Raw genomic sequence first — 25,570 nt, 5'->3', positions numbered from 1 at the left:
CATAACGACATCGAAATACCTGAATGGTTCAATTTACAAGCATGGAATGCGGTAGTGTACATCACTAATTGCTAATATCTTCACGTCGATAAATAATATTATCGTTACCTCTAAAGGCACCGAAGGTCAAGGTGGCAGCAGGACCATTATCAACAACCTTGTCACCATCCCAATCCCATAGCAACCATGCTGGTGGAGCGTAGCTAACTGGAAACTGCCCTTCTCCGGTAGATGACGCGGCACGTATTCCCTCACCGGCGCCATACTGCCCTTCGAGAAGAATACCGCTGTTATTTAATGAAAGAGAATTGCTAGCATCACTAACATTGCTGCTGTCGAAAAGCGTACAGCTATCAAACGTATTTAATCGCCAATCGCTTCCATCAAAATATTGAGTTTTAAGTGGCAGTAATAATGAGTCGTTAACACTTCCGTAGTTGTTAGTAAGCGTTGCTCTTCCTTGTGCAAACATAAGCCCGGTGTCGATTAGCGTAAAACAGTTACCTGAACACGTACTGCCATTTATCGTAGCGCCTTCTAACTGCGTGCCATTGATACTAAGCCCGACAGACAAATTCGGATAGGCGGTATCAAGCTGAGCCGCAGGAAGACGGCTAAATGAGACATCATTGTCGGTAAAAACAATCTGCCCCGTAGCGCCCGTTTGTGGCCAGCCGAGTGTGTCGACATTTTCTAGTCTATTGACTAATGCACCGCCATTTGCGGCGGTAACGGCAATATCGGTTAACGCATCAAAGCCCTGCCTGTAATTAGCCGTTGCCTCGCCCTTTGTGTTTTGTGCTTGAAGGGTAAACGCCACTTCGCTAAGCGGCTGGTCAAAATACGTAAATCGTCTGCCAGCGAGCGAACACGCGCTGGTCACACTGCCGGTTAGTTGAAAGTTAGCGGGTGCAAACCTACCCACGTTCGCAAGCGCGCCTTGAACAACACCGCTGGATAAAAAGTTACTTTGCGCCGCTATCGATATTATTCCAACCTCATCATAACTTATGTCGGCTATTGCCGAATCTTGCCCAGAAAATACAGCACCATTCGTGGGTGTAATAAAGTTGCCGGTAACGCCATTGATTGGTAATTGAGAGGACGCCGTTAACGCGACATTCCCAGAAAAGTGTTTGGCGGTAATATTATTTGCAAGTGAAGAAAAATCGTCAGGTGTACCATCGTTGTCGTTATCTTCCCCGCTCACCCATTGTACTGGCCTAACTGCAAGGGGGAAGCGCTCTCCCGCGTATTTAAGGAGGGAATCGTTCGCGCTTGTAGCAAACGCATTAGTATTATCGGTAACCCTATCATCATTTAGCACCCGCAACTGAAACCCAAAGGGGCGAACAACAAAATTATTAGAACTTCCCTCTACGCCGGCTCGAGGCACCACATCTGCGCGCAAAGCTATCTCACCCGCATCGGGGTATTGAAATGAGAACGCGGCCCGTGAATTGCTGTCAAATGTTACGGGGTAAGCCGTTGGAGACGTACCTATATTGTAGCGCTCACCGCCATGTTCAAACGCTATTGTATTTGAACAGGCTGATTGGCTAGAACACACATAACTTAACGCAACATCAAGCGTTTTATCTCGCAGTGCATTGCCGTTCGTGCACGCTTCAATAACGTAATCTTTGCCGTTATATCCAATATCAGAGGGCTTACCTGATAGCTGAGTTAATATCGTGGTGGTGTTGTCCGTAATATTTTTAAATACTAAGCCATCATTACGGAAATCGATTCGGCACTTGGCCAATGCGACCTCGTTGCCGCCCACAAAGCATCGCAGCTGAGATGACGGGGTTTCTCCTGACGTTGCAAGTGTAGGGTCGCTTCCATCAAGGCTATCAATGGTAAGCGAGGCCTGCCCCGTGAAAGTGACACTTTGCGATGGCGTCCACTGGTATTGGCTATTCGATAATGGAAGCAAGTTTACCGTGGAAGGCTGTGAGTAAAGCACGGTACAGTCAATATCTGCACACGCTTTTAAGGTAACGGGCTTAGCCGCGCAGCTGCTGCCTCTGTTATCTGCAAGCTCAAACCGATAATGATTGAGTACCTCAATCACTTCTTGACCACAAATACCAGGAATACTGTTTGGTATTGGAGTTGCAGTAATGGTCCCTGCGCTATTTGTTTGACTACTACCATTAACGCTTATACCGCCACCTGCGGTAAAACGGCCGGCTAATGAAACGTTATCAATATTGGTGAAATTAATTTCGCCTTCGGCTAACACGATGGCGTTAGGGTTTGAATTACTGACCACCACATCCCCATCGACATAAATGGATAAGTACGCCCCTGTCGATAAAGAAATATTCGCGTTAATGATAGAAAGAAGGGTGGTAACACCGCCATCGACATCGCCAATGTATATTCGTGTTGGAGCTATAACGGTATAAGCGCCGGTCATCAACACGCTATCTCGCGTGAAGAAGTAGTCACCAGCCAATTGCGAGGGTAAAGTTACGGGCCCCGAATCGCTTAACGTAACGGACGGAATGGCCCGAGCTTGCCCTTCGGACAACGCATTGGTATTCGATGCAAAACAGGGCACGCCGGGGCTACCGCATAATGGTGCATTTGCGCCATTGCCTGTTGCGTCAGTCGTATATTGGAATGTTGTTAACTTGCCACTATTGTCATCAATCACGCGCGTTCGCGCCGACAAAAATACTTGTGAGTCTGCAAACGTAGCCAGCGCACCGGGAAATGCGATATCGCAACGTGGTAGATCGCCGCTAAAAACGAACTCTGAAGTCATCGCAATAATGCTGGCATCCTCTTGCGTATGATTTCTCTCATTGTCTAGGCTTCTGTCCTCGTCCACGCGAAGGCCCAAACGGGTTCTATTTAGACCACAGCTACGAAGCCAGCCTCCATCACTGCCATTTCGTGATACTTTGCTTGCGGCCACCAGCGGAGTTTGCGTGTAGGTGTTTTTAAAGTAATTGAGAACACAGCCATCATCCCACCCTGTAATTTGGTTACCAGCAAAAAAGGCTTCCCACAACACTTCTTGGCCTGAATCATCAAAAAACGTTCTTGCTTCTCCTTCGGTGGTTGCCATATAAGCAATAGTTTCAGCACTTGTTATAGGCTCGTACTCTGTTTCTGATGCCTCAAACGCAAGGAAGTAGGTTTGTTCAGAGGAGGCGGGAGGGTAAATTACACTGGTATCGCTGTTGACGAAATCCCACTTTGCCGCAATGGTCAAAAAGGGAAGAAGGTACGTGTTCGGCGGCGTTTTTCCTCTAACCTTTACCTGATTATTAACGGTTTGCATGGAATGAAAGAAAACCGGCCGTTGAGCAAATTCATTTTCAAAATCAATGGGGAAATAGCGAGTTCTATCTTCACCGTTAAGGGGCCAATCGGAACTTGGAGATGCTTGAATATACTGCCCATCTAATTCAACCTTTCCTACTTCTACTACCGAGCCGTCTGGAAAGTTATGCTTGCCGTACGCAATCGCTAGATAATGCGCTCCCATCGTAATGTGAGGACCATCCTCCCCAGATGGTTCAAGCGGCAACGCCTCAAACCCCGTTCTAGACACATTGCGTATTTTTACAATGGCAGGGTTATCGCCCTGATTGGTAGACAGCATAAATACCGCAGGGGGCTCGTCATAAACTTGAGAAAAACTAATGGTTGTCCATTCCGCTTTATTGTAGGTGTTTTGCAGTTCAATAAAACGCCCTTCAATTTGGGGAACAGCAATACTCTGCGCACTGAGCGACAGTGTGATGATAAAAAATAGAAACCCTTGTAAAAAACGCACTATTCTTCCTGCCTTACTTCTACGAGCAACCGTCGAGATGTCTCTAATTGTCCGGCGCTACATTGTGCTTGTGATGACAACTGATACACGCGAATAGCCCCCGAGGCGACTTCTGGCTCATCAATATTTTGTTCTACGCTGCATGCTAACGACACCGAGCAATTGTTTAGTGCACTTGCCGTCAGAAGTATTGGTGTTGCAACACTACTGCATTCGGGGTTGTTACCATTTACTACACGCGTTACCGCCACTTCTAAACCAGTCTGCGCCGCAAGATAGGCGCGCGTACCATAGTACTCAACTGACTGCTGACGAGTACTTGAGGCAATTTGGTTTGATAGTGCGATACCAATAGTCAGCATGATAATACTGATCACCACTGCTACAATCGTCGTAGCCCCGCGCTGTTTACTGCGCCGACCTGCCGCTTCGCCTTTGTAAAGTATCACAGAAAGGTTTATACCTGTGGGCGTTGACCCCGTACTTGTTTTTTCACCAGCGTGTATTCTCTTGTTATGGGACATTAGGAAAATGTACCTCATGCACAACGGATAGCTGCTCATTATCGTTACCTTCAAATGTCAGTGATAACGCAACAAGGCCATTTTGCCGTAAGTCGGTGGTAAGAATTTGTGCTTCCCATTGTGTAACAGTCACGCCTAATACGCTACTTACTCCACCTTGAGTTCTGACTAATCGCTCACCTTCCGACGTCAGCGTTTTACAAATCGAGACCTGCTCCTCTGGGATATAAAAACGCTTGCCTGGCGACGATTGGATATTGGGCGCCATCAGCGTGATATCAAATTGATTAGCGCTTGAAGGTGAGTCTGCGGCTACAACTACATTATCAATTAACCGGCCGTTATCGACAACACTTTGCGGGCTGGTTGGGAACACGACCAGTGTATCACCTGGCTGAGGCGCGCCATCAAAGAGCACACTATGCATGGGGTTATCCAACGCATCATCAACATAGGTGCCGCTTTGTTTGATTGGATAAAAAGTTAAACATTCACTGGTTGCATCAAACACCACTGAGTTAGGGATAATATTGCGAAGCTCTTTTTCCAAACGCAACACAATAAAGCGCGCTTCCGATACTAACCTTGCACGTTCAGCACCTGTTGCATAAATCTGAACACTTAATGCAATAACCTGGGCAACGGATACGCTAATAATGCCTAAAATGGTAATCACCAATATAAGCTCTACTAATGTAAACCCCTTGGCACGCTTCATTAGTAGCTGCCTCTGTATGCGCTAAACGCATAGCTTTGGTTATTTGGAGCAATAACCACGATATCTATACGTTTATAGGTATTAGCGCTACCCAATGCATCTACTGAGCTGTCATATTCAACGGCGATTGTATAACCGTACCCTGCATAAATACCGCCCGCATCACTTATGTTAATGCCATGGTAATCGTCGACATCATCAAACGCCTCTCGACTTCCTTCTTCAGCGCCTAATGAGCTAGTGCAATTGCCTTTTTCTGTGCACGTCTTAAAAGGCGGGCTTCTATCACTGTTTTCATCATAGGAACGGCTTAGCACCTCGTTCATTAACGACTGCCCTAATTTTGCCGCTTTAACTTGCCTTAACGGTTCAGCCGTTTGTTCGGCTTGAGGCACAATAAGCGTTAAAATAATACTTAAGCTAATGGTGAAAACGACAATACCTACCACCAATTCAATTAGCGTAAAACCCGCCTCTCGCGTATTGGTGCGAACCAAACAATTAGCAGGCATATATTGCCCCTTCATGGCTGACGCATATTGATGCCTGACCGATAGACACAGTGCAAGGTACCGTGCAAACAAGGTTAGCTGGCCGGCCTAAGCCATCGAATTGAATAAACGAAAATGGCGCGTTATTGGCGTCTAAGGTTTGAAACGTTAAGCCCGCTTCACTGCTTGAGATAACTTGATCGTCGTCAAAGCTCGAGGATACAGAATTGGTACAGACATGGCCGGCGGGCGGGGCCATTAGATTGGTCGTTATTTTAACGCAACTGGCGTCTTGCACATTGTGCATAGCGCGCAGCTGCATATTACGCATAAATTGCAAAGCGCGGTCACGCAACGATATCGCATCTTCATCATCACTGCCTAAAAATTTTGGGGCAACGGTAGTGGCCAGTACCCCAATAACAATGATGGTAATGATGAGCTCTACAAGCGTAAAACCGCGGTATTTCACATTACTGAACGCACGTTGTCACTGTAATTACTGGGCGTGTGTCTGCGCCGGCAGAGTTGTTATATTCTACCGTACACTCTGCACCGCTAGCCGCCGGCGCCGTAGTAGAGTAACCAGCATGCGCGATTGGGTAAATAAGTACACTGCTCGTTAATGCAGCTACACCAAATTCAGCCGCGTCGTAGTCTAGCAATGCCGCAACGTTTGCCGCAGTTGCTTCAGGATAGCCAAAAACAACAGAAACAGTTGAACTACCCACATCAACGCTCTCAGACCCATCGCTAGTGCCCGTTACGCCATTTATCAACGCTTTGCCATATATCACTGACGCTGAAGATTCTAACGACCCTTTAATGCCTTCCAATGTAGCATCACGCGCATCATCTTGAAGGTTCAAAAATTTAGGGGCCGCTGTTACCGCTAAAATACCTAGTAGCACAATAACGATAATGAGTTCGATTAGGGTAAAACCCGCTTGTTTAGTATTATTTTTCATAGTGTTTTTCCTGCGCATTTATAATTAAAAAACTGAAACTTGGCCTGTGGCCGGATTGTAAATAAATCCATCAAACGCTACTCCGTCAGGTACCCCATCAGTAGGTGCAGCGTTATTTGGTAGCCCCATAGATTCTACGAGGTAATATACACAACGCGTGTTAGCACCCGCATTATCGGTACGCACCGCATAGCGAAACTGTGTAATTGCATTGGTGTCTGTAGATACGGTATTCGTTGGCGCAGCTTGCAATATAAGGTCGAAGACATTTTTGCATTCAAGCGAGTCCATCGCAGTAATCAGCGTACTGCCATTCGCGCTGCCCGTTGGATAGCCAATAGTGCCATCCACGCCTACCTGAGTTTGGTCATAATTAACTAGCGTACTATTGGCACTGCCGTTGTTCCCATTAGGGCGGCCTTCCACCTCCCACTGGGCTCTTACCAACCCTACCGCAGCGGCAAAGCCTCCAGCGACACCTTCAACCGCCGCCTCTCTCGCTTCGTCAGTAACATCAATAAAGCGTGGAAGCGCTGTTGCTGCCAATAACCCTAAAATAATAACAACAATAATTAGCTCAATAAGCGTAAAACCCTGCTGCTTCATTTTTATCCCTTCCTATAACGCGTGGTTTCAATTGCCTGACTTTATGCAGACACCACATCAACTAAGCCTGTACCCGCATAATACGTAAACCAAAGCACACTATCTTTTGTATAAGCACATCGTAAAAATTGGTTTTTATCTCGTTCGCTTTGTACACCAACGGTATGTTCATATGCTTCTAGCGTATCTACATTAAACGCAAGCGCTAGCATATCATTGCATGCACTTGAGGGTTTATTTCGTAACCCTTCTGGCCACCCATGCTGATTAACAGTAATATAAAGTGACTCACCTTGCATCGCGACCGCAGCGTCTTCACCCTGCGGCGCAATCTGACGAACGGCTACGTAGTCTTGCTTACTTTTAAGCCACCAACCATGTGATTGCATGACTACGCGTCTAAATTCTGCAGTTGCCGTTCGTAGCTTGACCTTTTCGGCTTCATCATACACCGACAACATGTTTCTAATATAAACACTGCCTAACACCACAATGACCAAGCCAATAACGACAGTATTAAATAAACGTTTCTCTGCAATGGCCATATCAACCACCTTTAACGGCTGACATCATGCTCCACATTGGTGTGAATATACCAAGCGCCAAAACCAGTACCATTATGGCCACAAAGCCAATTAATATGGGTTCAATCTTTGCCGTAAGGCTTTTTAAGTCAAAGTCTACTTCACGCTCGTAATAGTCAGCGCTTTCTTCAAGTAATGGCTCAAGGCGCCCTGTTTCTTCCCCCACCGCCACCATTTGCAGCACGAGGGTAGAAAACAGCCCACTGGCTTTTGAAACCCTTAGTAAACTTTCGCCTTTCTCTATACCTTTACGCATTTCTCTAATTTGTTGCTGCATGTAGGCGTTATCTACTGCGTCTGCCGTTAGTGACAAGCCCGCAGTAAGCGGCACCCCTGCGCGCAATATCATCGAAAAACTGCGACCGTATCGTGACAACAAGGATCGCTCAATAATACTACCAACAATAGGCAACTTTAGTTTAATTTTGTCCCATTTCAGGCGCCCACGAACAGAATTAACATATTGTTTTATAAGTACAACTAAAGCAACCATTATCAGGATTAAAAGCCACCAATAGTTGACGACAAAGTTTGATGTACCAATAAGTATTTTAGTCATTAAAGGTAAGTCGGCACCAAAACGGCTAAACATTTGCGTAAATACCGGTATAACGAACAAGTTCAATATAAACATTGCGATAACGAGGGCGATAACGACAAATGTTGGGTAGCGTAATGCAGATTTAATGCGCTTTCTTGTTTCCTGCTCTCGTTCAAAATACAGAGCAAGCTGCAAAAATACGTCATCGAGCTTTCCCGTATTTTCGCCAACGACAACAACTGAAATGGTCAACCTGCCAAAAACCTTTTCGTATTTTGCCATGGCAGAAGATAACGGCCGGCCTTGTTCTAACTGATTGGCAATGTCTTTTAAAATTGCTTGAAAGCGGCTGTGAGATGCATTTTCACTTAACCCGTTTATCGCTCGGATAATTGGAATGCCGGCCTTTTGCAACGAGTACATTTGACGAGAAAAGATAATCAATTCATTTAAACCAATAGCAGGTTCTAGTAATTGAGAAATGTTAAACCCGCTCTCTTCAGTCATAGTTGCTTTGGTTTCAACAATACTACCGGGGATAATTTTTCTGCCTAACAGCATTTGTGCTGCAGCTTGCTTTGATATTGCATCAATGGTTCCTGCGGCTTGCTCGCCGCTATGCAATTTCCCGATGTATTTGAAAGTTGGCATTAGTGGTTAATTACCTCTGGCACAAACTCCGCCACTTTAAACACTTCATCAAGTGACGTTTTACCTTTAGCCGCATAATCTAGCGCCATATGAGAGAGGGGCACAAAGTCTTTATTTTCATTGGTTGCATCGACAAAGCCTTGTGTATTATCGCCTCGAAGCGCTTCCATCATGTCTTCGTTCATTTCTAAGAACTCAAAGACACCGATTCGCCCGCGATAACCCGTTTGATTACAACTATTGCACCCCATACCATGGTAAAAAGTCGCATCGGCTAAATCAGGCTTTAAGAACTTTACCCATGTTGCTTCTTGATTAGAGGGCGGACGTTCTGTTTTGCAGTTGTCACAAATTCGCCTTACTAGACGCTGAGCAATGACCCCTCTTAACGACGTTGCAACAAGATAAGGGGCAGCGCCCATATCAATTAAACGTATTGCACTAGAAACCGCGTCGTTAGTGTGAAGCGTGCTAAGCACTAAGTGACCGGTAAGCGCGCCACGCAACCCTATTTCAACGGTTTCTTGGTCACGCATTTCGCCCACCATAATAATATCTGGGTCTTGACGAAGCGTGGTACGTAAAATAGCGGCAAAGTCTAAACCTATTTTGGTATTAACTTGCACTTGATTGATGCGTGGAAGACGATATTCAATCGGATCTTCAACCGTGATAATTTTTAAATCTGGACGGTTTAATTCACTCAACGCGCCATAAAGCGTGGTGGTTTTACCCGAACCAGTAGGGCCGGTAACCAAAATTAAGCCATGGGGGCGTTTAATTGCTGCTCTAAACTTTTCTGCCATGGCTGCTGGCATGCCGGTTTGATCTAACGTTAACAGGCCTGCTGACTGATCTAACAAACGCATAACGACCGCTTCGCCGTTTGACACCGGCATGGTGGACACACGCACATCAACGCTGTGGCCTTTCACTTTTATATTAAAACGTCCATCTTGCGGCAACCGTTTCTCAGAAATATCTAACCCCGACATAAGCTTTAAACGAAGTACTAACGCAGACGCTATTTTAACTTGGTCTAGCGTATTTTCTTGCAATACTCCGTCTACTCGCTGACGAATACGTAGCGTTTTTTCATCGGGTTCGATATGAATATCCGAAGCCCTTACTTGTACGGCATCTTCAAAAATTGACTGGAGAAGCTTTACTACCGTTGCATCTGACGTGCTGTCATCGAGCGCTGATAGTTCGAACTCGATATCATCGTCGTATTCTTCATCCAGTTTTTCTGCGAACGAGGCTATTTCTTGCGTTCGACGATACACAGAGTCAAACGCTTCCAGCATCTGACTTTCTTGTACAATAGCAAGGTCCATATTTCTTGGTTCAAACAATGGACCAAGTTGGTCGAGCCCGCCCAAATCCGTCGGGTCGCTCATACCAAGAAGCACGTTTTCTTCGTCAGCTTCGATAACGAGGGCGCGATATCGTCGGGCGTAGGTTTCAGGTAGCAACTGCGCATGTTCTGGCGCAATGTTTCGCTGCGATATGTCCAAAAATGGAACATTGAGCTGCTGCGCTAAAAATCGCAACAACTGGGGCTCACCAATGAATTTCAAATTAATTAGTGTGTCACCTAACTTGCGACCGGTGGTACGTTGCGTAGCGAGCGCTTCATCTAATTGCTCACTCGATATAATGTTCTCATGAACCAGTAAATCACCGAGCCGCATTTTTAATCGAGGGCGCATTAATTCTGCTCCTGTACTAAGGGTAACTGTTCGACGGCATAGCGCTCAGCCTCTGCCGACAACCCACCTTTCGCTAATGCATGTTGATAAGCGAGCATCGCGTTTTGCATCATGCCCTGCGCTTGATAACTGATGGCAAGTGCAAACCACCATTTTCCTGCTGATGGCTGTAGCTGTGTCATTGCGCTAAAGGCTGAGATAGCCATCGTGTGTTCACCGAGTGCTTGCGCTGCTGTTCCTTTAATAATTAAGTAGTCGCTTCGCGCTTCACCCAACGCTTTACTGTCTAAGCTATTAGGTGAAACAGCAATAACATCTTGGATACGGTTTAACTCTACAAATATTTTTGCACTTAATTCTCGCCACAAAATAGAAGCGGGCTCAGTTTGTATACCTTCAGCTAAAACAGCCAACGCACCATCGATATCACCTTCTGTGTAAAAAACAGATACCAGTAATTCACGTGCTTGCTGATTCATGGGGTTGGCAACCAGTGCCTGCTTTGCACTATTTTTTGCTTCTGTAATAATGCCAAACTCAAATGCTTTTTGAGCCGCGTCGAAGAGGTCATCACTTTGCTGCTGTGGCGTTTTAGGCGTAACAAGCACATCTGACTCTCGCGTGATAATGCGTGCCTCACCAGTATTCAATACCTCGACACTAGGCGCATCATCGGCCTGTGTTGTGCTGGGTGCTAGTCGTTGCGCTGTCGCCGTTTGACTGCGAGATGTCTGGGACTGAGCGCTACGCGCTACTTGTTGTTCTGTAATATCGACGTTGTCATCGCTGCGATTGTCAACGCCCGCCGAAGGCTGCGTGGCACTGCCTACGCGAAAGGTTTCTTCGTCATCCTGCGATAGGGTGTCATCAAATACTTGCTCAGATACCGAACTTGCTGGCTTCATTGCAAGCAAATCGTCTTGGCTTAACGGCGGCGTTATTAAGCCTTCTCGCTCGCTACGTGCATCTTCTAGTATAGACACATTAGGCAAAGGAGTGGAGAGCGCTGGCGCGGTGTCTTCTGATGCAGATGTATTAACCTCATCCGCCTTCGTATGTAAGGGTTTCTCAGGAATAAGGGTAATGACAAGATAAGCGATTAACGCAATAAAGCAGACTAACGCGATGCGAATAGTAGGAAACCCATTAGACACCTTAATGGTTGGTGGTAAACCAAAATCATTCTGTTGATGTCGATTATCCAACGATTTTAGCGTTTCATTTAGCAAGCTCATAGGCCGCCCCCAGACGCAATATAAGCGGCACCAATAACAATGCCGGCACATACTGCAATAACACCCCATTGACGGAGCATCAGACGATATTTGCAATCTTCCGTATCGAGTGCTGCCGTAATCGCATGCTTTAACGTTACGGTTGTTTTTCCTTCACCATAGGCTTGCAATAGCATTTTGTGGCAAAGAATATTAACCAAACGGGGTATTCCTTTTGTAACGTACCCCACAACACTGCACACCGGCTTTGGAAACAGGTTTTTGTCACCTCCAGCTGCCTCAGTACGATACCCGATGTAATAAACCACCTCGGCCGATGTCATAGGACGCAACGTGTAGGTAAAGCTAATACGCTGACGAATCTGTCTTACTCTAGCATTCGCCAACCTGTCATTTAGCTCAGGCTGCCCGAATAATACTATTTGAAGAAGCTTACTTTTCTCTGTCTCCAAGTTACTGAACAAACGGAGCATTTCTAATGCGTCCCAGCTGAGCGATTGGGCCTCGTCGATAATAAGGATGGCCTGACGCCCCTCTCGTTTTAAGTTTAATAACGTATCTTCTATTACGCTATGGACGCTGTCGGTGTGCTTAAGGATTGATTTATCAACGCCCAACTCTTTGGCAAACGCCAGTTTAAGCTCTTCTGGTGCTAAAAAGGGGTTAGGAAGATAACAAGCGACAAATTTCTCATTCAGATGATTGATAAGCTTTCTGCACAATAGGGTTTTGCCTGTCCCCACTTCGCCGGTGACTTTGATAAAACCTTCAGACATACTTAGTGCAGAAAGAATGACCTTTAACGCTTCGTTGTGAGGTGCCAACGCGCAGAAAAACTCAGTATTCGGCGTGAGCGAAAACGGCATTTCATCGAAGTGAAAAAAGTCCTGGTACATATTAGTTTTGGTACCACTTATCTAACAGGCTTTGAGTGCGCGCCTTCTGCTTCTCCCATGAATCAGGCTGCACCACAGAAGGGCGGATCAAAATAACTAACTCGCGTTTACTTTGTGTTTTGCGGGTGTTCTTGAACAAGTTACCGAGAACAGGAATGTCACCTAGCAATGGCGTTTTAGATTCTTCATCACTGGTGATGGTTTCCATCAGCCCGCCAATAACCACAATTTCACCGTCTCTTGCACGAATGACCGTGTCAGACTCGCGAATATTGCTTTGCGCCAGTGGCAACTGGATTTGTTGCTCACCCACTTGGATACTTTTGGTTTGTTCTGCCGTTTCTGTGACTGAAGGGTGAACGTGCAAAATGACCGAACCACTGCCATCAATTTGCGGTGTAACATCTAATGCTATTCCTGAGAAAAATGGCGTAAGCTCAATATCATTTTGGTTTTGGGTGGTAGCACCGCCAATACTATCGCTGCTAGACACATCAGTAACAAAGTACTCGTCTTGGCCTACTTTAATAACCGCTTTTTGATTATTCGTTACCGTTACCCTTGGGTTACTGAGCATTTGCACATCACCTTGGGTTTGCAGCATGTTAATTACGCCGTCGAAGTCACCACGAGAAATACGAAGAGTTGATACACCACCTATGTCGGTTGATATAGCATTTCCTATCCGATTTACCGCATTCACGGCAGGGTTAACACCTGAGGCAAAGTTTGACGCAAGTGTACCTCCACTTAACCCAAAATTTACTGAGCCGGTTAAACCGCTGGCTATGCGGTCCCAACGCACCCCTTGTTGATAGCCATCGTTTAGCGTCACTTCAATAATACGAGCCTCTAGCACCACCTGACGTTGTAAACTTTCTTGGCTTTGCAGTAAGAAGTCTTTTACCACCGCGATTTCGCTAGGGAGCGCTCGAACCGTTACCAAACCCGATTGCGGTGATACAATTATTTGGCGCCCATCGGTAGGCGTAATTAAAATACCCAGCGCTTCTTTTAAGTCTTTCCAAAAATCATTTTCACTGGTGGTTTGGATATTCGACCCATTCAACTGCTGAATATTATTGCCAACCCCGTTCATGCCACCCGCACCAGCTTGGCCGCCAGCTATATTGTTGTTGCCGTTAATTCCATTGTTATTCATATTGCCGTTGTTTTGATCCTGCTCGGTAACACCACCGGCGATCACGCTGACATTTGAAACGCCAAAACGTTTCATCATTAAGAAGTTAACTGGAATCGACTCGGTTTTCATTTGAGCCGGCATCACCTGTACCACTTTGCCCTCTCTAAATACGTCTAGGGGGTACATTCTCGTAATAATTTTAATGACATCGTCTAACCCCACTTCTTTCAGCGTTAAGCTAATTTTGCCATTCACCGCGGGGTGCACCGCCACACTGTATGGCGTGCCATCGACCAACGCATCAAAAAATGGGCGAACGTCTACATCACTGGCCACCACATTAAAGGTTTGTTGCGCAGCATTCGACATGACCGGCGTGAAGCCACCTACTGACGAGAGTAACTCTTGCGCAAACTGTGCCGGCACCTGTTGACTCGCGCTTGGCGCTGAAGAAAGGGTATCAAGTTCCTCACTAATATGAGGTTGAACTTTCTCGCCTACCCCGTAGGTTTGGCAACCTGCGACAACAAACGCAAGCAAAAGAAAAAGGCTTCGTGCGGTGTAATTATTTTTTAATTTCATAAGAGTACAATTCAAGAGTTTTACGCTCACGCCCATTTTCAATGACCACGTCTCGTTTATTAATTTCTGAAACCACGTAGTCTCCGATCGTATCACCTTCTTGGTAATACTTGCCTGAGATGATGGCACGCATAGTGTTTGACTTACTGATTATTGACTGCACCACATAGCCAGATAGTTGTGTATTAACGGCATTTTTTTTACCACTAGCAAACCCACTAGGGGGTTTAGTCGGGTCTTTTAGTATTGCTGCACTTATCGGGTAAGCACAAGCAAACAAGACAACCAGCAATAACCTAAAGTGAAATAAACGTTTCATTGCTACTCACTGTTGCCAAATTTAGGGTTAAACGCGCGGTAGGGTACGTATCTACCTGATAATTATATGATGTTACCGCTACTTTCTGATTCGCTTGCTGCAAACTATCAAGGTACGCACGCAGCGAGAAATAGTCACCTTCTACGCTCAATGTCATGTTATGTCGGTAGAACATAGCGTCAGCTTCAGGGTCGTCCCCCAGCCGAATCGCTTCCGTGCCAAGCACGCTGAATTGCAGCGGTGTCAGCGCTGGTTGCTCGTTTAGTAACGTCATTAGCAACTCAGGCATACTATTGGCACCTACAAAGCCCTCGTTTATAGCGTCAAGCTGCGTGTTAACCTGCGAAATGGCTGCGATAGTGTTATCAATTTTTGTTTGTAGCTGTGTTTGATAGTCGACTGTTAAGGCTTGTTCTAGCGCTTCTTGCTGCACTTCCAAAGCATATAAATCACGTGAGGCGTCAGCGTGGGCCCTTTCAATCTTAGTCAGGTTGTCCATTGTGGGTAAAAACGCGAACCACACAAACAAATAGATAATTAACCCTAGGCTTACGTAAAAAATCAGCTTTTTCTCGCGACGTTGAAGCGCCGAGAAACGCGAAGACAGGGTTTGCCAATTATTCATTGCCTTCCCCTTTTGCACGGCTGGAGATAGTAAACTGCCTAACTGCATTGCCCTCTTTTACTTCGTCTAATTGGACAATTGAAAAGGTCTTTCCTTTAAAAAAGGAGGCGCGCTGAAGTGACTTTAGCCAATTGGGTATAGCAGAAGGAGCGAGCGTCTCTCCAGACAAACTTATATCATTGTTTGTGACAGTAATGTGCGTAAGCCAGAGCTCATCATTGTGGTAGGTCGCTAGGTCGTCCATAAGCTGCCCATACCGTGTTGCGTCGAAAGAAAGCTCGCCTTGGTTTAGGTAACGGACCAATGCTTGTTTATTAGAAAGCTCTTCCTCAATGTCTGCTAGTCGCTGCTCAAGAGGTGCGGTATCGCGCTTTGTTGCTAACTGCGCCGTCAATGTTGAGACCACGTCCTGCTTTGATGAAATCTTTGTACGTAAACTACCCAGCGTCTTATCTTGGCTTCCTTCGTAAATGCTGAACCCAATAACAACGAGTATAAGGATTGCCAATACCGCGCCATTTACTCCAGCAACACGTGCAAGCGAAAACGCGTCTTTTTGAGGTTTAAGCGAAGCATGATAAAGGTTTACCGTGCGCTTCATTCCGCGTCTCCTGTCGCGTAAAAGGCACTCGCTAACGCGAAGTGGCAGTGACTACTAACAACATCGGCAAGGGGCAGTTCCGGAACAAATTCAGCCATGTGAGCAGGCTGAAAAGGCTTTAAGCGCTCAATAACCGGCGCACAATCGAATTGCGTTTTGAACAATACTTCTTTTAGCGGGGGTTGCTTCAACTGAGATTCATAGAAGTCCATAGAACGCTGAATTTCCAACCCCAAGGAATCGGCCACGTGAGATAAATCCGTCCCCTCCTGAAGTTTAGGAAGATAGCCGCGCAGCCGCCGTGCCAACCAAATATGTTTGGCGCGCACTATCATAATGAAAGGCTCACTTGATGGCTCTTGAACAATAATCAATCGAGCATAATCATCGTCAGGCAGCATGTCACTAACGAGTACCTCTTTGACATGAATGTGCGTTAGCTGCGTTGATTTTCGTTTTTCTATTGTGCCAACCAAAGAAGACAGTTGGGTTTTATCTGCTGCAAAAACATCTATTTTTTGGGTGCCTGAACGCTGTTTAACTGGGTAGTCGACATAATCTAAGATGATATTTGACGCATCAAACGGTACTACATCGCCGAGTAACCAGGGGAGTGCTTCTATGACGTCGCTTTCTGGAACGTCTGGCTTGTCGGTTTGCACCACATGATATGATTCTTGGGCGAGGGTAAGCGTTACCGCGCATTGCTGCTTGTCCCATTGTGACAGCACATCGGCAATCTGCTTTTCTATACTTGAAGAAGGAGTAAGTGCTTGCGTAGTGGCACTTTCTAAATGCCATGATGCATCGCTCTTTTTAATCGCAACAACACTCAGCCCCGACGCATCAATCGCAATGCTGACGATGAGGTTTTTTGTCTCTTTTTGCGTATTAAAAAAAGGAATTTGCATAAGTCCACTTTATTATATTATTCGTGCGGTCGCTCGCGCTAACTCAAACCATAACTTTTATAGGTATATTGGTACACCGTTGCGTTAGGAAAGTATACTAATTATCTAAAAATAACAAATGGATGCCTACTATTAATCAATGGCTTTTACGACTTCCCCGGTGGTTGGGTAATAGTCGAAATATTCACCCGAGCTTAACCGGTATCGACACCACGAGACTGTAACGCCGTCGTCGGTATCCTTATAGTAATCGGCATGTACCCTGAAGCCATCAACACGCATTGGCTCGGCAATCATATACGACCATATTTTTTCACAACCTTCTTCTGAGTCGTCTGCCATCGGCCAACCCAAGTAACTAAGCTTTACTGGGCTTCTGTTTATTTCTCGCCCTTCGTTGTTGTAGTGAACGAGCATGATCATTGATGTGGGTTGCTCGGCTTTCCACTTCCAATGCGCAGCAGTAACATGGTCAGAAAATTTAGTTGCTAGCTGTTCAAATTCAATCATAGTGGTATTGTCTGAACGTGTATCAAGCCGACTTATAATAGCCACAGCCACGGCAGCAAAAAGGATGATCAATACCGCCGCCGCCCAGCTGTTATTGTTTGTACTATTTTTGATTTCTTGCATGACTATGTTGTCTCTTTGTTGCTTTCAATACATTATCGGCAGGAATGGCTAAAGATAGAGTGCCAAGATGTAAGTAGTCGCAAACATAGTAAGGGAATTGCACGGTGTCATCTACGAGAATATTACTCTCTTCATTTCACTAAGCGAGAAACACCCCAGAATTCGCTGTTTTTTTCCACTAATAGCCAACCCCGTTTTTTTAATTGCCGTTGCAAAAAATAGTGGATTAGCCCATGTCCGAACAGTACAACTCTAGACTCTGTAAGCATGATAGATTCAAGATGATCGGCGAGTAATATAACGCGAGATTTTGCCTCTTTAAACGATTCAAACCTTCCTTTTTTACCCAAAAACCAGAGTAACCGAGAGACAAGAACCCAGTGCCACGCTTTCATAGAAAATGGGAGGCGATAATAGGGGATGTCCATTTCCCTCAAAAGAGGTTGCACTTCGTTAATATCCACAGCGCCATATGCTGAGGCGCTCAACGCAGCACGTTTCAGCGAGCTTACGATAATGTAGCTATGGGCGAGGGACACATGAGCGGTAGGTTTACTTTTAGGGTCCAATGATGACAAATTGTAACGACGCACCCACTGCGCGTAAGCGCTCGCATTTATCTGTTGGTTATGTGCTGATGCCGGCTTTCCATGACGAATTAAGACAATTTCCTTAGGCGCTTTTTTCGCATAGGTGGGTGGCTGCTTTAAGTTATTTTGCCTATTCACACTTACCTCCTTGTAAGGTGTTGCAGCCAGTCATTATCGTTGGGCCGCATTACAGACCAACGATAACCGACTCGACCTCGCTATGCAGATACTTGAAGCTCTGTATCTTGATTAACGCGCTCGTTAATATAACTTGATAGCACCGATTGTTGTTCACTGCTTAACCGAAGGCCATGCTTTGTTCTACGCCACAGCACATCTTCAAGTGATAACGCCCATTCTCGTTCAATGAGATAGTTGATCTCGACTTCATATAGACCGCTACCAAAATCGGTCCCCATTTGGTCAATATGTTGTTTTCCGTCCAGAAATTTCATACACAACATGCCATATTGGCGAACGTAGCGACACACCACGTTTTCGGGTAACCAAGGAAATTGTGTTGCCAGCGTTTGCGCTAGTGACGTTTGGTCGCTAAACGCCCCGCCAGGTAATGGCACACGCTGTGTCCATGCTTTTCCTGCTTTAGGAAAGCACGTGACTAATTTATCGACGGCGTGCTCTGCAAGTTTTCGGTAGGTGGTAATTTTCCCACCAAAAATATTGAGCAATATTGGCTCGCCTTTATCACCGACTAATTCCACTTTGTAGTCACGGGTAAGTTCTTGCGCAGACGCATTCGCCTCTTCTAGAAGTGGTCTGACACCACTATAACTGTGCACGATATTATCTGTCGAAATTTTCGTTTTAAAATAGCTGTTTACAATATCGATAAGATAGTCGGTTTCTGCTCCTGAAATTGCAGCGTCTGACGGGTTACCTTCGTAATTCTCATCTGTCGTCCCTACCAGAGAAAAATCATCTTCATATGGAATAACAAAGACAATGCGACCATCCTCGTTCTGAAGAATATAGGCTTCGTCGGTATCATAAAGTTTAGGAACTACAAAGTGACTGCCTTTCACCATACGCATGGCGTTGGGGTTTGACGTATCAGCAAGCCTATCCAAAAATGAAACCGCCCACGGACCCGCCGCATTCACGATTGAGCGCGATCTTCGTGTAAACGTTTTCCCTTCATTGTCACGAAAAGTAACCGACCATAATGAATCTTCTTTTACCGCTGAAAGGCATTCAGTACGCGTATAGATTTGCGCACCTTGATCTTGTGCTGCTAGCGCATTAAGTACTACCAAGCGAGCGTCATCTACCCACCCGTCAGAATATTCAAAGCATGTTGTAATATCACTAACTAACGGGCTATCTGGTGTGGTTTTTAATTTTTTTGAGCGAGGAAGTATATTCCTTTTCGCAAGAGAGTCGTAAAGGAATAAACCAATGCGAATCATCCAGGCAGGCCGAAGGTGCTTTTGGTGAGGAAGCCTAAAACGAAGTGGCCACATAATATGTGGTGCTTTTTGCAGTAATACTTCTCGCTCTGCTAACGCCTCTTTCACTAAGCGAAACTCGTAATGTTCGAGGTAACGAAGACCACCGTGGATAAGCTTACTACTTGACGAAGAGGTTGCGCCAGCTAGGTCACCTTTTTCAGAAAGCAACACAGACAAACCACGACCTGCAGCATCCAAAGCAACACCGACACCATTAACACCACCACCTACTACGATGACATCATAAATTTTATCTTCGGTTGTTTCGCTCATTTCTCGGCCCCATAGGAATTTTCACACAATATGGCTATTTGACCGCCAAAAGGAAACCATGTCAACACAAAACGAACACAAACGAACATTTAAGATTTCAGTAATGCTTGAAAATATAACTGCCCATGAACAGAGTTAGAGAAAATATGCCTATTATCGCGGTGCTAATTCGCTACACTTTCTTCGCCGTAACGCTTTATGCTTTTACAAAACTTATATTGTTTTCGCTGATGATTTTTTGAATTGATGTGGGGGGTGTTTTGTCACATACGAGGCAATCGACTTGTGAGATATGGCCTTGCTCAACCATGGCGCGGCGCTCGAACTTGCTGTAGTCAGCAGCTAAAATAACGTGCTGAGTATGTTCTAAAATGGCTTGTGACACTTTCACTTCTCTAAAGTCAAAGTCGAGCAAAGCGCCATCTGCACTAATTCCGCTTATGCCGATGATGCCGTAATCCATTCTAAATTGACTAATAAAGTCACAGGTTGCTTCACCAATAATTCCGCCATCTCGATAGCGAACTTCTCCTGCGGCAATAATGACCGAGAAGTCTTCTTTGGCCGATAAAATCGTAGCAACATGGATGTTATTGGTCACAATGTGCAAATTTTTATGGTGCAACAATTTTGTGGCAATAAGCTCTGTCGTCGTACCTATATTGATAAACAACGAGGCACCGTCGGGGATCATTGCAGCAACTGCTTCTGCAATACGCTCTTTTACATCACTGTTTTGCGTTTTTCGCTCTTGGTATGGTGTATTCTCCCAACTCTTACAGAGCCCCGCGCCGCCGTGATAACGGCTTACTATCCCTTCATCAGCAAGCTGATTTAGGTCTCGGCGAATGGTTTGAGGCGTAACCGCGCAAGATGTCACTAGATCATCGATAGACATAAAGCCGTGCTGCTTTATTAGTCCTACTATATTTTCATGCCGTTGCGCTTGGTTCACGATTGCCCTGCCATTACTTGTCTTCTGAATACGCTCCAGTATACCGACATTTTCAAAACAACACTAAGTATAAACGAACATGGAAATGTTCGTTTTCGAAAATATGAGATTGTTAAACGGGTGTAAATGGTGCAAACTCTTAAAAAAAGCTAACAGGAGGGTGACATGGGACAATACATACTTGCCATCGACCAAGGTACAACAAGCTCTAGAAGCATAATATTCGCATCAGACGGCACCATTGTCGCGGTATCACAGCAGGAATTTTCGCAACAGTATCCTAAAGACGGATGGGTTGAGCATAACCCTGAAGAAATTTGGGATAGCGTAACGAAAACAATGCGAGATGTATTTGAAAAATGCTCCCTCTCACCTTCAGACATTGCGTCTATCGGTATCACTAATCAGCGTGAGACAACGCTGGTATGGGATAAAAAGACCGGCGAAGCCATATATCCGGCTATTGTCTGGCAAGATAGACGTACCGCAGAAAAATGCCGCAGTCTGAACGATGATGAAGCGCTGGTGAACCATATTACGGCATCCACAGGACTGCTGTTAGACCCCTACTTTTCAGCAACAAAAGTGGCCTGGATCCTTGAAAATGTTGAAGGCGCGCAAGAAAGAGCCGAACGTGGTGAGTTACTGTTTGGTACGGTTGATACGTTCTTAATTTGGCGTTTAACGGGCGGCACATCACACAAAACCGATGCGACAAACGCCTCTCGAACGATGCTGTTCGACATTAATAAACAATGTTGGGACGACAAGCTGCTTTCGACGTTTAATATCCCGGCCTGCATGCTTCCAGAAGTGATGGACTGTGCTGCGGAGTTTGGCACGGTTAAAACCGATATTTTAGGGCAGCCGCTACCGATCCAAGGGGTCGCCGGCGATCAACAAGCTGCCCTTGTAGGTCAAGCCTGTTTTGAAAAAGGCATGGCTAAGAGCACCTACGGAACGGGGTGTTTTATGATTTTAAACACCGGTGATACCCCGCTTCAGTCAAAGAATCGATTGCTTACCACCGTTGGCTATCGCATTAATGGTAAAACAACCTATGCATTGGAAGGCAGCATCTTTATGGCTGGTGCTACAGTGCAATGGTTACGTGATGGGTTGAAGTTAATTGACGATGCATCAGAGACAGAAGCTCTTGCACAACGAGCAAGACAAGATAATGGTGTGTTTTTAGTACCCGCCTTCACAGGGTTAGGTGCGCCTTACTGGGATCCCGACGCACGTGGTGCCATTCTTGGTCTTACTCGTGATACGGGCATAAGCGAGATTGTCGCTGCAGGATTGCAGTCAGTATGCTACCAAACTAAAGACCTGCAAAAAGCAATGGAAAGCGATGGCGCACGCCCTACCAATATACGGGTTGACGGTGGCATGTCGCGTAACGATTGGGTTATGGGCTTCCTTTCAGATATTCTCGGCGCAGAAGTCGAGCGGCCTGTGATTACCGAAACCACGGCCTTAGGCGCGGCTTTCCTCGCAGGCCTCCAAGCGGGTGTTTTTGCCTCAATGGATACGCTTACCCAATGTTGGGAAAGTGACAGTGTATTTACGCCGCGGCTATCGAAAGAAGAACGCGACGAGGCATACAACGGCTGGAAAGCCGCCGTAGAGCGTATTCGCTGCTCTTAAAAACATCCATCATGTTGCATTTTTAATAAAGCGCGGTAATAAACCGCGCTTTTTTTATACGAAAATATTTTTATAACATTGTCATTACAATCATTTTTTGTGTTACTATTCAGAAACAAGGTAAACGTTTCACCTTTTTCCTTGTTTTAAAAAACGTATATATTTCATAAGCTTGAAAATAATAATCAGAAATATTTACTATAAGAAGTGTAAAAGTAATGTTAATAAGCTTGATCCGCACATACTAAAAACGTAATTTAGATGCAGAATACGTTAAAACGTAGCCTACTCACGGAGAAAACACAGTGACACATAAAATAAACACATCACAGTTTGGCCCTATAGCGAAACGCTCACTACTAGGTGTTGCGATCGCCACTGCCCTACACGCACCAATTACTTTGGCTCAGGAAGATACTAAACCTACCGAAGACCAAGTAGAAATCATTGAAGTAAAAGGTTTTACCAGCTCACTAAAAGCGTCGATGCTCGATAAAAAAGCATCGGACGTAATTTATGACGGCATTACCGCTGAAGACTTAGGTAAATTCCCTGACCAAAACGTTGCTGAATCGCTTCAACGTATAACAGGTGTTGCCATTGACCGGTCTGGCGGTGAAGGTCAATTTATTACTGTCCGTGGTTTTGGCCCAGACTTTAATACTGTACTGGTTAACGGTCGCCAAATCGCGACTGAAAACCAAGGCCGCGCATTCAGCTTCGATACATTACCAGCAGAACTTATCAGTGGCGCAAAAGTATATAAGAGCCCACTTGCATCAATGCAGGAAGGCGGGATAGGTTCAACCGTTGAAATTACGACTGCTCGTCCGTTCGCGTTTGATGGATTTAAAGCTGTTGCTAGCGTAAAAGGCATGTATGAGGATCTTTCAGAAGAAACATCACCTCAAATGTCAGGCTTGGTAACGAACACGTTCATGGACGGCAAGCTTGGTGTGTTAGCATCAGCGTCATTCCAACAGCGTGAATTACAAACTAATATTTTAGAAACGCGTTATTGGCGTCCAGGTGTAAGCATTACTGACCGTTCTCAGTTAGATAACCCTGCTTATGCTGATTCTGCGCAATATAACGGTGTGTTCATCCCGCAAAACTTTGACCAAATCGTTGACCTTGTTGACCGTGAAAGAACATCAGGCAACCTTGTTGTTCAATACGCGCCAAATGACGATATGACTCTTACCTTTGATGGTTTGTACTCTAAATTTGAAGTAGATTCAGATGCACACAGTGTTGGTCACTGGTTCTCAGACGGTAACCTAGACAACATGTCGTTCACCGACAACGGAAGCCTTTCTGGTGTGACAAGTACTGTAGTTGATGGTGTAGGCGGTGCAACCGACTTCATTCGTCGTCGTTACGGTCGAGATGTTGAGATTCAAGCATTTGGCGCTAACTTCGAATGGTTGGTAAATGATAACCTTACGGCAAATATCGATTTGTCTACCTCTACGGCAGAGGACAACAGCGGTGGTGATAACTTCTTTACCGTTGTGGGTTACAACAACGAGTACAGCGTTGACTTTTCAGGCGCTACACCTACGTTGGCCGTTGCTGGCGGTGACGCAGCATTACAAACACCTTCACTAGGTCGTATGCATTACAACGAGCGTAATGGTTTCGACACAGAAGATACGATTTCAGAATACCGTGCAGACTTTACATGGGTTCCTGATTCGGACAATGCATTCTATAAAGCTGATTTCGGTGTTTACTACCAAGACCGTGAAAAATCAAACACACGTCGTTTTGCCTCTGCATGTGGCGTTTTCTGTGGCTACCAAGTAGATTTGCCTGATGAGTTGCTTACTGTATTTACTGCAGAGAACTATTTCTCAGGTGTACCTAATCAGTGGCTTACTTACGACCCTGAAGCATTCTTTGATTACGCAACGTCTGATGCAGGTGTACAAGCTTTAGCAGATACCTACGGTATCCCATTTGAAGCCGCTCGTGCAGCCGTTGATGCAACCAACATTGCTAACCCTCAACCAAGTAACGATTCATTCGTAGTCGGCGAAGAAATTTTAAGTGCATACGCACAGTTCTATTTCTCAACTGAAATTTCAGACATGCCGTTAGACGTTAACTTCGGTTTCCGTTATAGCGAAACGAATACGTCTGTAGATGGAACAAGTCAGCAAGTACAAGATCTTGAACCCATCCCTAACGATCCGTCAGACTTAAACGTCGTTTTCGCTACCGCAGCGGGTACGCCGGTTAACGAGACAAACAGCTACTCTTCGTTATTGCCTAACGTAAACGTTAAGTTGCAACTTACCGACGACCTTTACCTACGTTATGCTTACGCTGAAACGCTTACTCGTCCAATGATGGACGATTTGGTACCTGTGTTTAACGTAACCGTTTCACGTCCAGGTAACCTTCAAGCGCAAGCTGGTAATACTGACCTACAACCCTATAAAGCGACTAGCTGGGATGTATCATTAGAATGGTATTACGATGACACTAGCTACTTCTCTGCAGCAGCATTCAATAAAGAAGTGGAAGACTTCATCGCTTCAGCAACCGCCGATGAATCACTATTTTTAGACAGCGGCGAGTATGTATTTAGCGTACTACGTCCTAGAAATGGCGAAACACTTGAAGTTGAAGGTGTAGAGCTAGCATGGTTACACACGTTAGAAAGTGGCTTCGGTATCCAAGCAAACGCGACAATTGTTAACTCTGATGCAGAGTTTAGCTTGCCTGGACTTGGTAACTCTCAGAACATCACGTTGTTCTACGAGAAAGATGCCTTCCAAGCGCGTATAGCATTGAACAACCGTGAAACTTTCATGCAAGAAGCGGTAAGTTCGTTAGGTGGCACAGAGCCACGCTTTACAGAGACTTACACGCAAGTTGATATGAGCGTAAGCTACGATATCGATGAAACGTTTACGGTATTCTTCGAAGGTATCAATATTACTGAAGAAGAATTAACGCGCCGTGGTCGTTTATCTGAGCAATTTGTTCAGCAAGTAAACGATGGTGCACGTTATGCAGTTGGCGTTCGCGCTAGCTTCTAATACTATCTGAAGAATTAAGGGGGCATTTTAGCCCCCTTTTGTCTTT

Annotated in this window: 23 protein-coding genes; 2 read left to right on the top strand and 21 right to left on the bottom strand. The window is 45.4% G+C overall.

Features of this window, described 5'->3' with window-relative positions; genetic code table 11:
• Positions 1 to 64: 64 nt before the first annotated feature.
• The 21 genes from AC27EZ_RS07205 to AC27EZ_RS07105 form a co-directional block, all read right to left on the bottom strand.
• The gene (locus AC27EZ_RS07205) at positions 65 to 3,796 is read right to left on the bottom strand and encodes a DUF6701 domain-containing protein (protein WP_487134691.1); all 3,732 of its coding nucleotides are present in this window, start codon (positions 3,794 to 3,796) and stop codon (positions 65 to 67) included.
• Positions 3,796 to 4,320, bottom strand: a complete 525-nt coding sequence (locus AC27EZ_RS07200; RefSeq protein WP_487134690.1) for an agglutinin biogenesis protein MshP — start codon at positions 4,318 to 4,320, stop codon at positions 3,796 to 3,798. Before AC27EZ_RS07200 ends, AC27EZ_RS07205 begins: the two co-directional genes overlap by 1 nt.
• Complete coding sequence (locus tag AC27EZ_RS07195) at positions 4,310 to 5,038, bottom strand: PulJ/GspJ family protein (protein WP_487134689.1); 729 nt, start codon at positions 5,036 to 5,038, stop codon at positions 4,310 to 4,312. Before AC27EZ_RS07195 ends, AC27EZ_RS07200 begins: the two co-directional genes overlap by 11 nt.
• Positions 5,038 to 5,550, bottom strand: coding sequence for a type IV pilus modification PilV family protein (locus AC27EZ_RS07190; RefSeq protein ID WP_487134688.1), 513 nt, complete (start codon positions 5,548 to 5,550; stop codon positions 5,038 to 5,040). Before AC27EZ_RS07190 ends, AC27EZ_RS07195 begins: the two co-directional genes overlap by 1 nt.
• Complete coding sequence (locus AC27EZ_RS07185) at positions 5,540 to 6,001, bottom strand: type II secretion system protein (RefSeq protein ID WP_487134687.1); 462 nt, start codon at positions 5,999 to 6,001, stop codon at positions 5,540 to 5,542. Before AC27EZ_RS07185 ends, AC27EZ_RS07190 begins: the two co-directional genes overlap by 11 nt.
• A 1-nt stretch (position 6,002) precedes the next feature.
• Positions 6,003 to 6,497: a type II secretion system protein gene (locus AC27EZ_RS07180; protein ID WP_487134686.1), complete on the bottom strand. Its 495-nt coding sequence runs from the start codon at positions 6,495 to 6,497 to the stop codon at positions 6,003 to 6,005.
• A gap of 24 nt (positions 6,498 to 6,521) precedes the next feature.
• Entirely contained in the window at positions 6,522 to 7,109 is a 588-nt protein-coding gene (locus tag AC27EZ_RS07175) for a prepilin-type N-terminal cleavage/methylation domain-containing protein (RefSeq protein WP_421134687.1), read from the bottom strand.
• 35 nt (positions 7,110 to 7,144) lie between these two features.
• Positions 7,145 to 7,648: a hypothetical protein gene (locus AC27EZ_RS07170; RefSeq protein ID WP_487134685.1), complete on the bottom strand. Its 504-nt coding sequence runs from the start codon at positions 7,646 to 7,648 to the stop codon at positions 7,145 to 7,147.
• Between the two features lies 1 nt (position 7,649).
• The gene (locus AC27EZ_RS07165; protein ID WP_487134684.1) at positions 7,650 to 8,879 is read right to left on the bottom strand and encodes a type II secretion system F family protein; all 1,230 of its coding nucleotides are present in this window, start codon (positions 8,877 to 8,879) and stop codon (positions 7,650 to 7,652) included.
• Complete coding sequence (locus tag AC27EZ_RS07160) at positions 8,879 to 10,591, bottom strand: GspE/PulE family protein (RefSeq protein ID WP_487134683.1); 1,713 nt, start codon at positions 10,589 to 10,591, stop codon at positions 8,879 to 8,881. Before AC27EZ_RS07160 ends, AC27EZ_RS07165 begins: the two co-directional genes overlap by 1 nt.
• The gene (locus AC27EZ_RS07155) at positions 10,591 to 11,826 is read right to left on the bottom strand and encodes a tetratricopeptide repeat protein (RefSeq protein ID WP_487134682.1); all 1,236 of its coding nucleotides are present in this window, start codon (positions 11,824 to 11,826) and stop codon (positions 10,591 to 10,593) included. Before AC27EZ_RS07155 ends, AC27EZ_RS07160 begins: the two co-directional genes overlap by 1 nt.
• Positions 11,823 to 12,722: an ExeA family protein gene (locus AC27EZ_RS07150; protein WP_487134681.1), complete on the bottom strand. Its 900-nt coding sequence runs from the start codon at positions 12,720 to 12,722 to the stop codon at positions 11,823 to 11,825. The genes AC27EZ_RS07155 and AC27EZ_RS07150 overlap by 4 nt, the downstream gene beginning before the upstream one ends.
• A gap of 1 nt (position 12,723) precedes the next feature.
• Positions 12,724 to 14,448 carry a pilus (MSHA type) biogenesis protein MshL gene (gene mshL / locus AC27EZ_RS07145; RefSeq protein WP_487134680.1) on the bottom strand — a complete coding sequence of 575 codons (1,725 nt, stop codon included), beginning with the start codon at positions 14,446 to 14,448 and terminating at the stop codon, positions 12,724 to 12,726.
• Entirely contained in the window at positions 14,432 to 14,767 is a 336-nt protein-coding gene (locus AC27EZ_RS07140; RefSeq protein ID WP_487134679.1) for an agglutinin biogenesis protein MshK, read from the bottom strand. The genes mshL and AC27EZ_RS07140 overlap by 17 nt, the downstream gene beginning before the upstream one ends.
• Positions 14,745 to 15,392, bottom strand: coding sequence for an agglutinin biogenesis protein MshJ (locus tag AC27EZ_RS07135; RefSeq protein WP_487134678.1), 648 nt, complete (start codon positions 15,390 to 15,392; stop codon positions 14,745 to 14,747). The genes AC27EZ_RS07140 and AC27EZ_RS07135 overlap by 23 nt, the downstream gene beginning before the upstream one ends.
• Positions 15,385 to 15,993, bottom strand: a complete 609-nt coding sequence (locus tag AC27EZ_RS07130) for a PilN domain-containing protein (protein ID WP_487134677.1) — start codon at positions 15,991 to 15,993, stop codon at positions 15,385 to 15,387. Before AC27EZ_RS07130 ends, AC27EZ_RS07135 begins: the two co-directional genes overlap by 8 nt.
• Positions 15,990 to 16,904, bottom strand: coding sequence for an agglutinin biogenesis protein MshI (locus AC27EZ_RS07125; RefSeq protein ID WP_487134676.1), 915 nt, complete (start codon positions 16,902 to 16,904; stop codon positions 15,990 to 15,992). Before AC27EZ_RS07125 ends, AC27EZ_RS07130 begins: the two co-directional genes overlap by 4 nt.
• A gap of 132 nt (positions 16,905 to 17,036) precedes the next feature.
• Positions 17,037 to 17,537: a hypothetical protein gene (locus AC27EZ_RS07120; protein WP_487134675.1), complete on the bottom strand. Its 501-nt coding sequence runs from the start codon at positions 17,535 to 17,537 to the stop codon at positions 17,037 to 17,039.
• Positions 17,538 to 17,668: 131 nt separating this feature from the next.
• The gene (locus AC27EZ_RS07115; RefSeq protein WP_487134674.1) at positions 17,669 to 18,265 is read right to left on the bottom strand and encodes a phosphoglycerate mutase family protein; all 597 of its coding nucleotides are present in this window, start codon (positions 18,263 to 18,265) and stop codon (positions 17,669 to 17,671) included.
• Between the two features lie 80 nt (positions 18,266 to 18,345).
• On the bottom strand, positions 18,346 to 19,869 hold the full coding sequence (gene glpD / locus AC27EZ_RS07110) for a glycerol-3-phosphate dehydrogenase (RefSeq protein ID WP_487134673.1): 1,524 nt from the start codon (positions 19,867 to 19,869) through the stop codon (positions 18,346 to 18,348).
• A 196-nt stretch (positions 19,870 to 20,065) separates the two neighbouring features.
• Positions 20,066 to 20,824, bottom strand: coding sequence for a DeoR/GlpR family transcriptional regulator (locus tag AC27EZ_RS07105; RefSeq protein WP_487134672.1), 759 nt, complete (start codon positions 20,822 to 20,824; stop codon positions 20,066 to 20,068).
• A 165-nt stretch (positions 20,825 to 20,989) separates the two neighbouring features.
• Here AC27EZ_RS07105 and glpK point away from each other — a divergent pair, with 165 nt between their 5' ends.
• On the top strand, positions 20,990 to 22,474 hold the full coding sequence (glpK, locus tag AC27EZ_RS07100; protein WP_487134671.1) for a glycerol kinase GlpK: 1,485 nt from the start codon (positions 20,990 to 20,992) through the stop codon (positions 22,472 to 22,474).
• A 305-nt stretch (positions 22,475 to 22,779) separates the two neighbouring features.
• The gene (locus AC27EZ_RS07095; protein ID WP_487134670.1) at positions 22,780 to 25,524 is read left to right on the top strand and encodes a TonB-dependent receptor; all 2,745 of its coding nucleotides are present in this window, start codon (positions 22,780 to 22,782) and stop codon (positions 25,522 to 25,524) included.
• Positions 25,525 to 25,570 lie beyond the last annotated feature (46 nt).

The organism is Alteromonas sp. 4NH20-0056 (assembly GCF_057539655.1).
The sequence above is the reverse complement of the archived record's forward strand: the minus strand, read 5'-3'. Positions and strand labels throughout refer to the sequence as shown.

Coding starts and splice junctions, on each gene's coding strand:
- AC27EZ_RS07200 (WP_487134690.1), bottom strand. CDS start 4,320: ATGTCCCATAACAAGAGAATACACGCTGGTGAAAAAACAAGTACGGGG.
- AC27EZ_RS07195 (WP_487134689.1), bottom strand. CDS start 5,038: ATGAAGCGTGCCAAGGGGTTTACATTAGTAGAGCTTATATTGGTGATT.
- AC27EZ_RS07190 (WP_487134688.1), bottom strand. CDS start 5,550: ATGCCTGCTAATTGTTTGGTTCGCACCAATACGCGAGAGGCGGGTTTT.
- AC27EZ_RS07180 (WP_487134686.1), bottom strand. CDS start 6,497: ATGAAAAATAATACTAAACAAGCGGGTTTTACCCTAATCGAACTCATT.
- AC27EZ_RS07170 (WP_487134685.1), bottom strand. CDS start 7,648: ATGGCCATTGCAGAGAAACGTTTATTTAATACTGTCGTTATTGGCTTG.
- AC27EZ_RS07165 (WP_487134684.1), bottom strand. CDS start 8,879: ATGCCAACTTTCAAATACATCGGGAAATTGCATAGCGGCGAGCAAGCC.
- AC27EZ_RS07160 (WP_487134683.1), bottom strand. CDS start 10,591: ATGCGCCCTCGATTAAAAATGCGGCTCGGTGATTTACTGGTTCATGAG.
- AC27EZ_RS07155 (WP_487134682.1), bottom strand. CDS start 11,826: ATGAGCTTGCTAAATGAAACGCTAAAATCGTTGGATAATCGACATCAA.
- AC27EZ_RS07150 (WP_487134681.1), bottom strand. CDS start 12,722: ATGTACCAGGACTTTTTTCACTTCGATGAAATGCCGTTTTCGCTCACG.
- mshL (WP_487134680.1), bottom strand. CDS start 14,448: ATGAAATTAAAAAATAATTACACCGCACGAAGCCTTTTTCTTTTGCTT.
- AC27EZ_RS07140 (WP_487134679.1), bottom strand. CDS start 14,767: ATGAAACGTTTATTTCACTTTAGGTTATTGCTGGTTGTCTTGTTTGCT.
- AC27EZ_RS07135 (WP_487134678.1), bottom strand. CDS start 15,392: ATGAATAATTGGCAAACCCTGTCTTCGCGTTTCTCGGCGCTTCAACGT.
- AC27EZ_RS07130 (WP_487134677.1), bottom strand. CDS start 15,993: ATGAAGCGCACGGTAAACCTTTATCATGCTTCGCTTAAACCTCAAAAA.
- AC27EZ_RS07125 (WP_487134676.1), bottom strand. CDS start 16,904: ATGCAAATTCCTTTTTTTAATACGCAAAAAGAGACAAAAAACCTCATC.
- AC27EZ_RS07120 (WP_487134675.1), bottom strand. CDS start 17,537: ATGCAAGAAATCAAAAATAGTACAAACAATAACAGCTGGGCGGCGGCG.
- glpD (WP_487134673.1), bottom strand. CDS start 19,869: ATGAGCGAAACAACCGAAGATAAAATTTATGATGTCATCGTAGTAGGT.
- glpK (WP_487134671.1), top strand. CDS start 20,990: ATGGGACAATACATACTTGCCATCGACCAAGGTACAACAAGCTCTAGA.